The sequence below is a fragment of the Rhodococcus sp. IEGM 1372 genome, from assembly GCF_030056835.1.
Lineage (GTDB): Bacteria > Actinomycetota > Actinomycetes > Mycobacteriales > Mycobacteriaceae > Rhodococcoides.
On sequence record NZ_JASHKS010000001.1, the window covers coordinates 275,574 to 290,263 of the forward strand.

Annotated in this window: 11 protein-coding genes and 1 pseudogene; 5 read left to right on the forward strand and 7 right to left on the reverse strand. The window is 64.0% G+C overall.

The genetic code is table 11. The annotated features are described in order from the left end of the window. Position 1: 1 nt before the first annotated feature. Positions 2–2,167, forward strand: coding sequence for a glycogen debranching protein GlgX (gene glgX, locus QM590_RS01310; RefSeq protein ID WP_411741266.1), 2,166 nt, complete (start codon positions 2–4; stop codon positions 2,165–2,167). On the opposite strand, the pseudogene yczE reads toward glgX, so the two are convergent. The 4 genes and pseudogenes from yczE to ctaD all read right to left on the reverse strand — a co-directional run. Continuing rightward, a pseudogene (gene yczE / locus QM590_RS01315) lies at positions 2,158–2,765 on the reverse strand (membrane protein YczE); the annotation flags it as partial. The gene glgX and the pseudogene yczE overlap by 10 nt on opposite strands. Before the next feature lie 65 nt (positions 2,766–2,830). Continuing rightward, positions 2,831–3,637, reverse strand: a complete 807-nt coding sequence (locus tag QM590_RS01320) for a peptidyl-tRNA hydrolase (protein WP_269593577.1) — start codon at positions 3,635–3,637, stop codon at positions 2,831–2,833. Then, positions 3,634–4,860: a phosphoserine phosphatase SerB gene (serB, locus tag QM590_RS01325; protein ID WP_068045812.1), complete on the reverse strand. Its 1,227-nt coding sequence runs from the start codon at positions 4,858–4,860 to the stop codon at positions 3,634–3,636. The genes QM590_RS01320 and serB overlap by 4 nt, the downstream gene beginning before the upstream one ends. A gap of 146 nt (positions 4,861–5,006) precedes the next feature. Beyond that, positions 5,007–6,797 (reverse strand): aa3-type cytochrome oxidase subunit I, encoded by a 1,791-nt coding sequence (ctaD, locus tag QM590_RS01330; protein WP_269593576.1) that lies wholly within the window; start codon positions 6,795–6,797, stop codon positions 5,007–5,009. A 302-nt stretch (positions 6,798–7,099) separates the two neighbouring features. Between ctaD and QM590_RS01335 the strand changes: the two genes are divergently transcribed. The 4 genes from QM590_RS01335 to QM590_RS01350 all read left to right on the forward strand — a co-directional run bounded on the left by QM590_RS01335 (position 7,100) and on the right by QM590_RS01350 (position 9,879). Continuing rightward, positions 7,100–8,185, forward strand: a complete 1,086-nt coding sequence (locus tag QM590_RS01335) for an ABC transporter substrate-binding protein (protein ID WP_269593575.1) — start codon at positions 7,100–7,102, stop codon at positions 8,183–8,185. Between the two features lie 4 nt (positions 8,186–8,189). After that, on the forward strand, positions 8,190–8,663 hold the full coding sequence (locus tag QM590_RS01340; protein ID WP_269593574.1) for an NUDIX hydrolase: 474 nt from the start codon (positions 8,190–8,192) through the stop codon (positions 8,661–8,663). Between the two features lie 97 nt (positions 8,664–8,760). Then, positions 8,761–9,678 carry an SPFH domain-containing protein gene (locus QM590_RS01345; protein ID WP_269593573.1) on the forward strand — a complete coding sequence of 306 codons (918 nt, stop codon included), beginning with the start codon at positions 8,761–8,763 and terminating at the stop codon, positions 9,676–9,678. 3 nt (positions 9,679–9,681) lie between these two features. Further along, entirely contained in the window at positions 9,682–9,879 is a 198-nt protein-coding gene (locus QM590_RS01350) for a type II toxin-antitoxin system antitoxin (RefSeq protein ID WP_037189794.1), read from the forward strand. A 23-nt stretch (positions 9,880–9,902) separates the two neighbouring features. Here the strand turns inward: QM590_RS01350 and nrdF are convergent, their stop codons facing one another. The 3 genes from nrdF to nrdE all read right to left on the reverse strand — a co-directional run bounded on the left by nrdF (position 9,903) and on the right by nrdE (position 14,655). After that, positions 9,903–10,868 carry a class 1b ribonucleoside-diphosphate reductase subunit beta gene (gene nrdF, locus QM590_RS01355; protein WP_008717549.1) on the reverse strand — a complete coding sequence of 322 codons (966 nt, stop codon included), beginning with the start codon at positions 10,866–10,868 and terminating at the stop codon, positions 9,903–9,905. Between the two features lie 160 nt (positions 10,869–11,028). Further along, positions 11,029–12,249: a DUF2252 domain-containing protein gene (locus tag QM590_RS01360; protein WP_269593572.1), complete on the reverse strand. Its 1,221-nt coding sequence runs from the start codon at positions 12,247–12,249 to the stop codon at positions 11,029–11,031. 240 nt (positions 12,250–12,489) lie between these two features. Beyond that, positions 12,490–14,655, reverse strand: coding sequence for a class 1b ribonucleoside-diphosphate reductase subunit alpha (gene nrdE / locus QM590_RS01365; protein ID WP_068045844.1), 2,166 nt, complete (start codon positions 14,653–14,655; stop codon positions 12,490–12,492). Between the last annotated feature and the right edge of the window lie 35 nt (positions 14,656–14,690).

The following is a 14,690-nucleotide window of genomic DNA, read 5'->3' on the forward strand; positions in this document are numbered from 1 at the left end:
CGTGTCGCCCAATGACGATCTGCCTCGTAGCTCCCACCGGACCACCGGCGACGAGTCCGCCTCGAACCCGCCCGGATCACCGTTCCCACTGGGTGCCACCGCGTTGCCGACTGGCACGCAATTTGCAGTCCACGCACCCGAGGCCGATGGAGTCGAGGTGTGCCTGATCGATCCGGACGGCGGCGAACGACGGGTGGAACTGAACACCCGGACATTCGGAGTTCGACACGCCTTCGTCCCGGGAGTGCGGCCCGGTGATCGATACGGCTTCCGTGCCCACGGAAGATGGGATCCGCACTCCGGCCGCCGGTTCAACGGTGCCAAGATTCTGCTCGATCCCGCGGCACGCCAGGTGATCGGCGCATTCGGAGACCCGTCGGCGTTGCTCGCCTACGAGGACGACCCGTTCGGTGCGCCCAGTTCTCGCGACTCGCTCGGGCACCTCCCGCTCGGCGTCGTCCGCGCAGCCCCCGATCGCGTCGGCCGTCCCGCTCGCCCCGAGGTGCCGTGGGACCGAACCGTCCTGTACGAGCTGCACGTGGGATCGTTCACGGCCCGCAATCCTGCTGTCCCCCAGCATCTTCGCGGTACGTACCTCGGCCTGGCCGAGCCGGCTGTCCTCGAACATCTCGCTCGCATCGGCATCACGTCGGTCGAATTGCTGCCCGTGCACACCACATTCACCGAACCCGGCGTCCGTGCCAGGGGGATGCGAAACCACTGGGGGTACTCGACGGGTGCGTACTTCGCACCGGATCCGCGCTTCGCCGCCGTTCCCGGTGACGAGGTGGACGAATTTCGCACCATGGTCGACGCGCTGCACACTGCCGGAATCGAGGTGATCCTCGACGTCGTCTACAACCACACGTGCGAATCCGCGATCGACGGCCCCTCCATCAGCTGGCGTGGGCTCGATGCGCCCGGCTACTACCTGCTGGACGGCCGCGGATCGGACGTCGATCTGACCGGCTGTGGCAACACTCTCGATTCCGCGTCGCCCGCGGTCGTGCGGATGGTGTGCGACAGCCTTCGGTACTGGGTCGAGGACATGGGCGTGGACGGGTTCCGATTCGACCTCGCCAGCACTCTCGGCCGACCCGGCGGTTGGCGATTCGATTCTCGCGCACCGTTGTTGACCGCCATCACCACCGATCCTGTACTGGCTCGGGTCAAATTGATCGCCGAGCCGTGGGATGCCACCGGTGCCGGCTATCAGGTCGGCAACTTCGGAGTGGCCTGGTCGGAATGGAACGATCGCTACCGTGACACGGTCCGACGCTTCTGGGCGGGCCAACACGGCGTCCGCGAGTTGGCCTCGCGCCTGGCCGGTTCGGAGGACCTCTTCGCGAGCAGTGGACGCTTGCCATGGGCGTCGATCAACTTCGTCACCGCGCACGACGGGTTCACCGCCCGAGATCTGGTGTCGTACGACCGAAAGCACAACGAGGCCAACGGCGAAGAGAACAGGGACGGTACCGACAACAACTCGTCGGTCAACCACGGAGTAGAGGGTCCGAGCGAGGATCCATCCGTCGCCGAGGCCAGGGCACGCCATGTCCGGGCACTACTGGCAACCCTGACGCTCTCGACCGGAACACCGATGCTCCTTGCCGGCGACGAACTGGGACACAGTCAGGGAGGCAACAACAACGCGTATTGCATCGCCGAGGATGCACCGGCGGCCGACGCCTGGGCCATCGACTGGGACAGTGCCGATCAGAACATGATTCGCTTCGTGGGTCGACTCCTTCGCGTCCGAGCGAGCGCTCCGACACTGCGCCAGCAGGAATTCTTCACCGGCCGCGCGACACCGACCGGCCGACCCGATCTGGTGTGGTTCGATTCCGCCGGAGTCGAATTCGACACGGACCGATGGAACGACGACTCGGTGCGCACCATTCAGGCCTGGGTGGACGGTTCCGACGTCCGCTCCTTCGCCTCCGACGGCGGGCAGGTCGACGATGCCAGCTCGCTCCTCGTTCTCCATTCCGGAGGCCCAGCCGATATCGTTCTGGCGTGCCCGAGTTGGTCGTCGTCTCGGTTCGTTCCGGTTCTCGATTCCTCGAGTGTGGACGGTGTGCCCTCCGATACCACTGCGCTGGAACCGGGTTCGACGATATCGGTGACCGGATCGACGGTCCTCGTGCTGCGCAGCGCAGGCAGGTGAGTCATGAACAGTTGCACGAGCGGACCGACTCCGAGCGCATAGAGAACCGTCCCGACGCCGAGCGTCCCGCCGAGCAACCAACCGGTGAGCACCACCGTGCACTCGATTCCGGTGCGGGTGAGGCGAATCGACCATCCGGTCCTGGCCACCAGACCGGTCATCAGTCCGTCTCGCGGCCCCGGACCCATCCCGGCACCGATGTACAGCGCGGTTGCGAACGCGTTGACCACGATGCCCGACACCATGGCCAGGGTCCTCATCGGCAGCCCGTCCAGGTCCGGCAACATCGCCGACGTCGTGTCCACCGCAACGGCGATCACCACCACGTTGCTCACGGTGCCCAGGCCAGGCCAGGACGTTGCCGTAGCGGGATCCACATCAGCAGTACGGCCGCGCCGGTGATCGCGGTGATGGTTCCGAAGCTGAGCGACAGGTGGCTTTCGAGCCCCTGACGAAAGACGTCCCACGGGTTGACGCCCAGTCCACCGGCGATCATGAACGACATCGACGCCCCGTACAGCCACAGCCCCACGTAGAGGGCAGCCAACCGAGCAGGGAGTCGGCGACCGGCGAGTAGACGACGTGGTGAGGTGAACATGCTTCCAGTCTCGGGGCTACTGGATATGTTCGGCATAGCCACTTGTGCGACAGTGGACCCCAGAGCTACGGAACGGCGATCACGGTCGTCGAACCGGGTGCCACTTCGGTGAAGCCTGCATCCCGTACCGCGACGGCGCGACCGGCGCGAACCTCGCCCAGTGCACGCGTCCACTGTTCCGGGTTCGCGGATCGGACCGAACATTCGAAGCCCGACGCAGCCCATTCGCGGCATTGCGCTGTGCTCATCGCGCCCGCCAGCAGCATGGACGCGTGCCCCACCTGAGCGGCTGCTTTCCCCACCGTCATCGACAGGGAGGCGTCGACCCACAGCACCGGTCCGGCCGATACCGAAGGCTCGTCGTCGGCCGACACATCGGTTCCGCCGATCTGCAGCCGCTTGATCCGAGGATCCAGATCTCCGACCCGACCGGGCACGAACGCACGTGCCGACGCTCCCCCGACGTCGACCGTGACACCAGGAACGTCCTGCGCCGCACGCCACTGCGCACCGCGTGCACGTCGGGCAACCTTCCGGATGCGTGCCGACGTCCATTCGGTGAAGGCCTCGTTCCACGACGCGCCCACGCCCACTCGTGGGTCCAGGCACAACGCAACGGTTGCTCGTGCAGCCGCCTCGAGCAACTCGCTGCGGAGGGGCGGATCGATCTTGGGGATGTGCAGCACCAACGGCATGGCCAGAACCTGTGCCGGATCTGCCGGGTCCTCCGCTCCGCCGTACCCACGAGCGAGCTCGGCGTGCCGCGAGACGAACGTGTTGTCGGGTGAGAATTCCTCGACCGCAGTCTCGGCCGCCACGTCATCCGGTGTGTCGCCGGTAGTGGGATCGCCGGTCACGGGATCGCCGGTCACGGGATGGGGACGCGGCGGACTCCCCCGTCCACTGCGTCCGCGGCTTCGATCTCGTTGCGGGTGACGCCGAGGATGAACAGGACCGCGTCGAGGTACGGATGGGAGATAGCGGTGTCGGCGATCTCTCTCAACGCAGGCTTGGCGTTGAAGGCAACCCCGAGGCCTGCTGCGGTGAGCATGTCGATGTCGTTCGCTCCGTCGCCCACGGCGACGGTCTGCTCCATCGGCACTCCCGACTGCGCCGCGAATTCACGCAGTGCGGTCGCTTTCGCAGCACGATCGACCACTTCTCCGATGACTCGCCCGGTGAGCTTGCCGTCGACGATCTCGAGAGTGTTCGCCTTGACGTAGTCGAGTTCGAGTTCGTGAGCGAGGCCCTCGATGACCTGTCGGAATCCCCCGGACACGACGCCGCAGGCGAAGCCGAGACGCCGGAGGGTGCGGATGGTGGTTCTGGCCCCGGCGGTCAGTTCCAGGCTTTCGCCCACTTCGTCGATGACGGATTCGTCGAGTCCCGCCAACACGGCGACCCGCTGTTCGAGCGACTCCGCGAAGTCGATCTCACCGCGCATGGCAGCTTCGGTGACCGCACGTACCTCGTCCTCGCGTCCCGCGCGAGCAGCCAACATTTCGATGACCTCGCCCTGGACGAGCGTGGAGTCGACGTCGAACACGATCAGTCGCTTGGATCGCCGTGCGATTCCGCCGCGCTGCACGGCGATGTCGACGCCGATTCCGGCGGCGATGGCCGCGAGCCCCGTGCGCAACTGCAGGTCGGCATCCGGCGACGTGTCGGTCGCGGTCACCTGCAGTTCGAGGCCGGTGACGGGATAGTCGGCAATTCCGCGTATGGAATCGATGTTCGCGCCCTGGCGGGCGAGTTCACGGGAGATGGTGCTGAAAGCACGCGCTGTCACGGGTCGTCCCAGAACGACGACGACGTGGGTGGCCAAGCTCTGACCACCGCCACGCGCGGTGTCGATCTCGACATCGACGTGAACGCCGACCGTCGCCATCGCGTCCTCGAGCTCCTCCTGGAGCGCCTCGGGATCGCGCGGGCAGGACAGGAGAACGCCCAGTGTCAATCTGCCGCGGATGACCACCTGCTCGACGTCGAGCAGACTGACGTTGTGCCGTGACAGTGCTGCGAACAGCACCGATGTGACGCCCGGCTTGTCGGGTCCCGTCACCGTCACCAGCACTGCGGTGTCACTCGAAGTCACCGAATCTCCCTTTCGTGCACGGCCCCAGCGGCCGGATAGGTCTTCGTGTCACCTGTCGTGGACGAGCGAGTCCGAACACGCCACGAGATTGTCGCAAGCGAAGAGCCCCACCCGGTAGCCGGGAGGGGCTCTCGCTGCGCTGTGGACTACTTGGGGTCCGGGTCTCCTGACCCTTCGTGATCGCTGGTGGCGATCGGGGCCCGGCGGGCCTGTTCGAGCACTGCGGTGGTCTTACCGCCGTGCGCTCCCGGCCCGACGTGCGCTTCCGCGCGCATCCGCTCGACCATGTGCGGGTAGTGCAACTCGAACGCCGGACGCTCGGAACGGATCCGAGGCAGTTCGGTGAAGTTGTGTCGCGGCGGCGGGCACGAGGTGGCCCATTCCAACGAGTTGCCGTAGCCCCACGGATCGTCGACTGTGACGACCTCGCCGTATCGGTAGGACTTGAACACGTTCCACACGAACGGCAGTGTCGAGGCACCGAGGATGAAAGCACCGACCGTGGAGATGACGTTCAACTCGGTGAACCCGTCCGAGGGAAGGTAATCGGCGTACCGACGCGGCATGCCCTCGTTTCCGAGCCAGTGCTGCACCAGGAACGTGGCGTGGAATCCGAAGAACGTCAGCCAGAAATGCCACTTGCCCAGAGCCTCGTCCATCATCCGGCCCGTCATCTTCGGGAACCAGAAGTAGATGCCGGCGTACGTCGCGAACACCACGGTGCCGAACACCACGTAGTGGAAGTGGGCGACCACGAAGTACGTGTCGGTGACCTGGAAGTCGATGGGCGGCGATGCCAGCAGAACACCGGTCAGACCACCGAAGACGAAGGTGATCAGGAACCCGATCGAGAACAGCATCGGCGTTTCCAGTGTCACCTGGCCTCGCCACATCGTGCCGACCCAGTTGAAGATCTTCACACCGGTGGGCACCGCGATGAGGAACGTCATGAAGGAGAAGAACGGCAGCAGCACAGCGCCGGTGGCGTACATGTGGTGCGCCCACACGGCGATGGAGAGGGCGGCGATCGCGATCGTCGCGTAGATCAGACCCGAGTAGCCGAAGATCGGCTTACGCGAGAAGACGGGGAACACCTCGGAGACGATTCCGAAGAACGGCAGCGCGATGATGTACACCTCGGGGTGGCCGAAGAACCAGAACAGGTGCTGCCACAGCAACACGCCACCGGTGGCCGGATCGAACAGGTGCGCGCCCAGGTGACGGTCGGCCGCCAGGCCGAGCAGCGCCGCCGTCAGCAGCGGGAAGGCCAGCAGGATCAGGATCGACGTCACCAGGATGTTCCAGGTGAAGATCGGCATACGGAACATCGTCATACCGGGGGCGCGCAGGCAGATCACCGTGGTGATCATGTTGACGCCACCGAGGATGGTGCCGAGACCGGCAACGGCCAGACCCATGATCCACAGGTCCGCGCCGACACCCGGCGAGTTCAGAGCCGACGTCAGTGGGGTGTACGCGGTCCAACCGAAGTCCGCTGCGCCACCGGGAGTGATGAACCCGGCCGTGGTGATCAGGGCACCGAACAGGTAGAGCCAGTACGAGAACGCGTTCAACCGTGGGAACGCGACATCGGGGGCACCGATCTGCAGCGGCAGGATGTAGTTGGCGAATCCGAACACGATCGGCGTCGCGTACAGCAGCAGCATGATGGTGCCGTGCATGGTGAACAGCTGGTTGTACTGCTCGTTGGACAGGAACTGCATTCCCGGTATGGCCAACTCGGCGCGCATCAGCAGCGCCATGAGTCCACCGACCAGGAAGAACGCGAACGATGTCGCGATGTACATGATTCCCAACACCTTGGGATCGGTTGTCGTCACCGCTTTGTGCAGGAACGACCCCTTCGGTCCCGTCCGCGGCGGGAACGGCCGAGCAGCATCCACCGCAGGTGCGGGCCTAGGCGCTAGGGCAGTCACAGATCCTCCTGATTGCGCGTCGGACCTCGAACCACGAGGCGACGTCATCTAGTCGTGCGCTCCTCGAATCGTAGACCTTCGGACCGACGCTTGCCGAACCGGTCCTACCGTGTGTCGTATTGGGCCCGATCGGCCGTGCCCGGATCGTGCGATCTGCCTGCGCTGTCGGCCTTTCCGGCGCAGTCGGGGACGCCGCGGGAGTTGCCGATTCCGCACGCTCCGCGGTGCCCGTTCGGGTGTTCTGCGACGGCCGCCTTCCGATACTGTGTGAGACCACCCGACCCGTCGAAGGAAGTCCCGCGTTGCCACTCCATCCACGAGTCCCCCGTTCGTGTGCGCCGCGCAGGATCGGTGCCGTCGCCTCCGTGTGCCTCGCCGCTGCCGTGGCGCTGGTCGGTTGTTCCGACTCCGAGGCGCAGGACGACGCATCCACCATCGTTCGCACCACCACGAACATCGCCGGTGCCGGAGTGGTCGGCAACAACCGGGACACCGCGGGTCTGTGCCCCGCCCTGGCACCACTCGATCCGACCGGTATCGAGGGTGACACCAGACCCGTCGGACATGCCGAGGGCATCAGCGTCCTTCCGGCCGACCCCCAGCGCATCGTCGTGCTCGATGCCGCAGGCCTGGACGCGAGCTGCGCGGTCGGCATCTGGGAGCGCGTCGTCGGGGCGGCCACGATCGACCCCGATTTCCGGGGCGACGGAGACCAACCGCTGTACCTGGGCACCGGACTGGCGTCCGTTCCGTCCGTCGGGCCGGTGGGTTCACCCGACATCGATGCCATCGCCGCCCTCGACCCCGATCTGATCCTCGGTGCCGAGTCGCTCGGATCGACTACCTACGACGAGCTGACAGCCATCGCCCCGACCGTCTTCACCGCAACGGGGCAAGGTTGGAAAGACACCTTTCTGCAGTCCGCGGCGGCGCTCGGTCGCGGCCAGGCGGCATTCGAGGCACTCGCATCGTTCTCCGCCGACGCCGAACGAGTCGGTCGTGAGATCGACGCCACCCAGACTCAGGCGTCCGTCGTCCGATTCGCTGCGGATTCCATCGAGGTGGACGGACCGAACTCGTTCGCGGGCCAGATACTCGAGGAGGTCGGAGTCGGCCGGCCCCAGAGCCAGCGCGACGTCACGTTCTCGGTCGAGTCGGACAACCTCACGCCGGTCGAGGGAGACATCGTCTACGTGCGATTCGCGGGCCCCGACGGCGAGAGCTTCGGGCGCGAGGTGATGGACTCCGATGCGTGGCACGCTCTCGGTTCGGTCACCGACGGTCGGGTCTTCGCCGTCAACGACACGGTGTGGTCGGGCAGCGGCGTCGTCGCGGCACGGGCCGTTCTGGACGACCTGTCCGCCTCCCTGAACGCCTACGTCTCCTGACGCGATGCCGATTCCCGAATTCGTCCGTGCCCTGCGCAGTGTCGTCGGAACGTCGCCGTTGTGGTTGTCCGGTGTCAGCGCAGTCGTTCTCGACGACGACCGGCGCGTGCTGCTGACCCTGCGAGCGGACAACAACACCTGGGCCGTGGTCTCGGGAATTCTCGAACCGGGCGAGGAACCCGCCCCGGCAGCGCTGCGTGAAATCGGCGAGGAAACCGGGGTGGACGCCTCGATCGAGCGCTTGACGAGCGTCGACGTGACGGAGCCGATCACCTACCCCAACGGCGACGTCGCGCAGTATCTGGACATCACGTTCCTCGCTCGATACACCGGCGGCATCCCGCATGTGGCCGACGACGAGAATCTCGACGTTGCCTGGTTCGCACTCGACGAGCTCCCCGAAAACCTCACGGCCACTTCGCGATTGCGAATCGAGAAGGCCACTGCCGACGAGCCGTCGGCGTGGTTCCGGCGCTGACTCCCGACCGCACCGAGGACACAGTTCAACCGAACCTTTCCCCTTTCGATTCGTAATGTGATATCACTTTAATATGACCATCGAGAGGGAGGTTCTCATGTCCGCACCTGCAACCGTCGCCGAGAAGCCGACGGGTACTCCTACCACCACGATCGCCGAGCGCCCGGGATGGGATCTACCCGGCTGGTCGATGCTCGGCATCGGCCTCGCGCTGTTTCTCGGCGGAATCGCCGCGTTCACTGTCGGACTGGTCTTCTCCGTCGTCGGACTGATCGTGACCGGGGTCGTACTGTTCGTCCTCTCACTTCCGGCACTCATGGGCCTGACGCTGGTGCAACCGAATCAGGCTCGCGTTCTTCAGCTCCTCGGGAGTTCGTACAGCGGCACCCTGCGGACGCCGGGGCTGCGCTGGACCAATCCGTTGACGTATCGCAGGGCCATCTCGACGCGAATCCGCAACCACGAGACCGGACAATCCAAGGTCAACGACGCCGACGGCAACCCGATCGAGATCTCCGCCATCGTCGTCTGGCAGGTCGCCGATACCGCACTGGCGTCGTTCCAGGTCGATGACTACGAGGAGTTCGTCGCCGTCCAGACCGAGTCCGCCGTCCGGCACATCGCCGGCAGCTACCCGTACGACGCCGAAGGGCGAATGTCGTTGCGGGAGAACGCCGACGAGATCACCGCCGCCATGTCGGAGGAGGTGCACGCACGGGTACGTTCGGCCGGTGTCGAGGTGATCGAAACCCGAATCAACCGGTTGGCCTACTCCCCGGAGATCGCTCAGGCAATGTTGCGACGGCAGCAGGCAGGCGCGGTCATCGCCGCCCGTCAGCAGATCGTCGAAGGTGCCGTCGGAATGGTGGAGATGGCGCTCGGGAAGCTGGAGGAAAAGCACGTCGTCGAGCTCGACGAGGAGCGCAAGGCCACGATGGTGTCGAATCTGCTCGTGGTGCTGTGCAGCGACCGAGACACGCAACCGGTCGTCAACACCGGATCGCTGTACCAGTGAGCCATGGCCGTCGAGCGTAAGAAGATTCTGCTGCGGTTGGACCCAGCGGTGCACGACGCTCTCGCCCGTTGGGCCTCCGACGAGTTGCGGAGCACCAATGCTCAGATCGAGTTCCTATTGCGCCGCGCTCTGAGCGAGAAGGGCCGAATGCCCAAGGACGCCGAGGACATTCGCCCGCCGGGACGCCCACCGAATTCGTGAGCGTCCCGGCGTGGCGAACGGGCTCAGAAGTCCCAGTCCTCGTCTTCGGTGTTGACGGCCTTGCCGATGACGTACGAGGAACCCGAACCGGAGAAGAAGTCATGGTTCTCGTCGGCGTTGGGTGAGAGCGCCGACAGGATCGCCGGGTTGACGTCCGTCTCGTCCTTGGGGAACAGGCCCTCGTAGCCGAGATTGTTCAGTGCTTTGTTGGCGTTGTAGCGCAGGAACTTCTTGACGTCCTCGGTCAGGCCGATCTCGTCGTAGAGGTCCTGGGTGTACTCGACCTCGTTGTCGTACAACTCGAACAGCAACTCGAAGGTGTAGTTCTTGAGTTCCTCGCGCTGCGCCTCGCTGACCTTCTCGAGACCCTTCTGGTACTTGTATCCGATGTAGTACCCGTGCACGGCCTCGTCGCGGATGATCAGACGGATCAGGTCAGCGGTGTTGGTGAGCTTGGCCCGTGAGGACCAGTACATCGGCAGGTAGAAGCCGGAGTAGAACAGGAACGATTCGAGCAGCGTCGACGCGACCTTGCGCTTGAGCGGATCGTCACCGTGGTAGAAGTTCAGGACGATCTCGGCCTTGCGCTGGAGGTTGACGTTCTCCTCGGACCAGCGGAATGCGTCGTCGATGTCGCGGGTGGAGCTGAGGGTGGAGAAGATGGAACTGTAGCTCTTGGCGTGCACCGACTCCATGAACGCGATGTTGGTGTACACCGCCTCCTCGTGGGGAGTGATGGCATCCGGAATGAGGCTGACGGCGCCGACGGTGCCCTGAATGGTGTCGAGCAGTGTCAATCCGGTGAACACACGCATCGTCAACTGCTTCTCGACGGCGGTCAGCGTTGCCCACGACGGAATGTCGTTGGATACCGGCACCTTCTCCGGCAGCCAGAAATTACTGGTGAGGCGCTCCCACACTTCGGAGTCCTTGTCGTCCTGGACCCGATTCCAGTTGATCGCGGAGACGCGATCGATGAGCTTTACCATGGGTGCCTACCTACAGGTCGATGAGCGAGAACTGGGACGGAACTACGTGAAAAGTCGCTGACACGAACACTACCCGTTGTGTCCGACAAGTCCGGTAGGCACTACAAAGTGTGCCGCGAGTGTTGCCCGCAGAGACGACCCCTACGCCTGCTTCGGTCGGTCACCACCCCACCGAGCACGGGACGGTTCCGGCTTCGATGGCCTCGACCAACTGCGCGTGATCGCGCTCGTTCTGATCGGCGTAGGCGTGGGCGAAAGCCACCATCGCCCGATCGACCTTGTCTCCTCGTCCGAGGTAGTCGGCGATCGCCTCCGCGTCACCACTTCGGGCGTGCGCTCGTGCGAGCACCTCACCGCATGCGGTTGCGAATTCGGTGAGGTACGGCCCGATGATCTCGCCGTCGGGAATGACCTTCATGTCACGGAACTGCCGAACGTAGAAGTTCATGTCCCCCACTGCAGTCCATCCCACGAACATATCGGTGGCACTCTGCAGCATTCGCTGTCCGCTGACCACGCGCGCACCGTGATTGTCGTACCTGCTCGGTTCGAGAAACCGCTCGAACACCGACGGCCCCGCCTGCTTGATCTGCAGGAAGAACGGATCGCCCGTCCGCCGTTCTTCCAGCAGCGCCAGATACACCCGCATCCCTACGCTCCCGACGCCGACCACCTGCCGAACGACGTCGAGAACTCGGAACCTGGACAGCAGACTCCAGATATGGTCGTCCACCGACTCGCTGTAACCGGCGATGACCGCCTGCACCAGTTCGATCTGGGAATCACCCACGTGGGTGCGAAAAGGCGGGTCCTCGCGAATTCGTCGACGCCCGTCCCTCGTCTCGGTGAACTTGCGGGACGCTCCACGGCTGGTACGACGCTCGGCTTTCGTTTCGATGAGTTTCTCGGCGTGGCGGGCGATGCCCGACGAGAAGTGACCGAGCAAACCCGCGACGTCGATGCGGTCGTACCAGATGTCGATCTCCGGGGTCTTCGCGTACGCCCTCATCTTTCTGCAGTACGCTGCTGTCATCGCTGCGACCGCCCGATCGGAGCGCCGCGCATCGACCCCGTTCTCGCGACCGAGAACCACCAGAGACGTCGCCAGCCTCTGGAGATCCCACTCGAACGGGCCCGGCAGCGTTTCGTCGAAGTCGCGGAGATCGAAGTACAGGTTCCGTTCGGGGGTGGCCCACAATCCGAAGTTCAACACGTGGGCATCGCCACACAACTGGACCTCGATGCCGGTGTGCGGAGTCGACGCGAGATCGGCCGCCATCACGGCCGCGGCCCCACGGAAGTAGGTCCACGGCGACGCGGACATGCGGGCGTAGCGGATCGGGAGTAGCTCCGGCACCCGAATGGTGTTCTGTGCCAGCACCGTTTCGAGCGCATCATGGCCACGTGAGGCTGGATCCCACTCGCCCAACCCGCTGCGAGGTACACGCCGTCGGGCGTGTCGACCACGCGACAATTGCTCGGAAGGACGTGCTCCTTCCGAGCAATTGTCACATCGATATCGGATTCGACCTCGTCGCCCGCTTCGGTGTCCATGCCTGATTATGCTCCGCGGCGCACCGCGATATCGCGGTATTCGCCACAGGCCGACCGACCGAGTCGACTACAGCATGCAGGACACGCAACCCTCCACCTCGGTGCCTTCGAGGGCCAACTGGCGCAGGCGGATGTAGTAGAGCGTCTTGATGCCCTTACGCCATGCGTAGATCTGCGCGCGGTTGATGTCACGAGTGGTGGCCGTGTCCTTGAAGAACAGCGTCAGAGACAGGCCCTGATCGACGTGTTGCGTTGCGGCAGCGTAGGTGTCGATGATCTTCTCGTACCCGATCTCGTACGCGTCCTGGTAGAAATCCAGGTTGTCGTTGTCGAGATACGGTGCCGGATAGTAGACGCGGCCGATCTTGCCTTCCTTGCGAATCTCGATCTTCGACGCCACCGGGTGAATCGACGAGGTGGAGTTGTTGATGTACGAGATGGAACCGGTCGGCGGGACGGCTTGCAGATTCTGGTTGTAGATCCCGTACTCCTGCACCGACGCCTTCAACGTCGTCCAATCCGCCTGAGTGGGAACGGATACGCCCGCATCGGCGAACAACTTCGCGACCTTGGGTGTGGCCGGCTCCCAGACCTGATCGGTGTACTTGTCGAAGAATTCACCCGACGCGTACTTGGAGTCCGGGAACCCCTTGAAGTACTGCCCACGAGCCTTGGCCAGCTGATTCGATGCCTGGAGAGCGTGGAACAGCACCGTGTAGAAGTAGATGTTGGTGAAGTCGATGCCCTCGGTCGAGCCGTAGTGAATGCGCTCCCGTGCTAGGTAGCCGTGCAGATTCATCTGCCCGAGGCCGATTGCGTGAGAATCGTTGTTGCCCTGCTCGATCGACGGCACGGAGAAGATGTGCGTCTGATCGGACACTGCGGTGAGTCCGCGAATGGCCACGGCGATGGTCTTACCGAAATCGGGCGAGTCCATCGTCTTGGCGATGTTCAGCGAACCGAGGTTGCACGAGATGTCCTTGCCGACATGACTGTACGAAAGGTCGTCGTTGAACGTGGACGGCGTCGAGACCTGAAGGATCTCCGAGCACAGGTTGGAGTGAGTGATCTTGCCCTTCACCGGGTTCGCGCGATTGACGGTGTCCTCGTACATGATGTACGGGTAACCGGACTCGAACTGCAACTCGGCGAGAGTCTGAAAGAACTCGCGCGACTTGATCTTGGTCTTGCGGATCCGCTTGTCGTCGACCATCTCGTAGTACTTCTCGGAGACGTCGATGTCTGCGAACGGAACTCCGTAGATGCGCTCGACGTCGTACGGCGAGAACAGGTACATGTCCTCGTTCTTCTTGGCCAGCTCGAACGTGATGTCCGGGATGACGATTCCGAGCGAGAGCGTCTTGATCCTGATCTTCTCGTCCGCGTTCTCACGCTTGGTGTCGAGAAACTTGTAGACGTCGGGGTGGTGAGCATGCAGGTAGACCGCGCCCGCGCCCTGACGCGCACCCAGCTGGTTGGCATAGGAGAACGAATCCTCGAGCAGCTTCATGATCGGGATGACACCCGAGGACTGATTCTCGATGCGCTTGATGGGCGCACCGGCCTCGCGAATGTTGCTCAGCAGCAACGCAACTCCGCCACCACGCTTGGACAGCTGCAGGGCCGAGTTGATGGAGCGACCGATGGACTCCATGTTGTCCTCGATACGCAGCAGGAAGCACGAGACGGGCTCGCCGCGCTGCTTCTTGCCGGAGTTGAGGAAGGTGGGCGTCGCGGGCTGGAAGCGGCCTGCGATGATCTCGTCGACCAGATCGGTGGCCAGGGCCTCGTCGCCTGCGGCCAGCGTCAGCGCCACCATGCACACCCGGTCCTCGAACCGCTCGAGGTAACGCTTGCCGTCGAACGTCTTGAGCGTGTACGAGGTGTAGTACTTGAACGCCCCGAGGAACGTGGGGAACCGGAACTTCTTCGAGTACGCGTGGTTGATCAGGAACTTCACGAACTCGCGAGAGTACTGGTCCAGAACCTCGGGCTCGTAGTAGTTCTCCTCGACGAGGTAGTCCAGCTTCTCGTCCAGATCGTGGAAGAACACGGTGTTCTGATTGACGTGCTGCAGGAAGTACTGATTGGCAGCCTCGCGATCCTTCTCGAACTGGATCTCACCGTTGGGCCCGTACAGATTGAGCATCGCGTTGAGCGCGTGGTAGTCCATGTCGCCGTCGCCGCGGACGGTGCTGGGTACGGGTCCTGCGTCGGTGATGGTCGGTGCCACGGCGATGCTCCTACTGGGTATGTGGTGTGTGGTGC

What these genes read in the sequence shown, in the direction of transcription:
- QM590_RS01340 (WP_269593574.1), top strand. Translation starts at nt 8,190, where the DNA reads ATGCCGATTCCCGAATTCGTCCGTGCCCTGCGCAGTGTCGTCGGAACG.
- QM590_RS01345 (WP_269593573.1), top strand. Translation starts at nt 8,761, where the DNA reads ATGTCCGCACCTGCAACCGTCGCCGAGAAGCCGACGGGTACTCCTACC.
- QM590_RS01350 (WP_037189794.1), top strand. Translation starts at nt 9,682, where the DNA reads ATGGCCGTCGAGCGTAAGAAGATTCTGCTGCGGTTGGACCCAGCGGTG.
- nrdF (WP_008717549.1), bottom strand. Translation starts at nt 10,868, where the DNA reads ATGGTAAAGCTCATCGATCGCGTCTCCGCGATCAACTGGAATCGGGTC.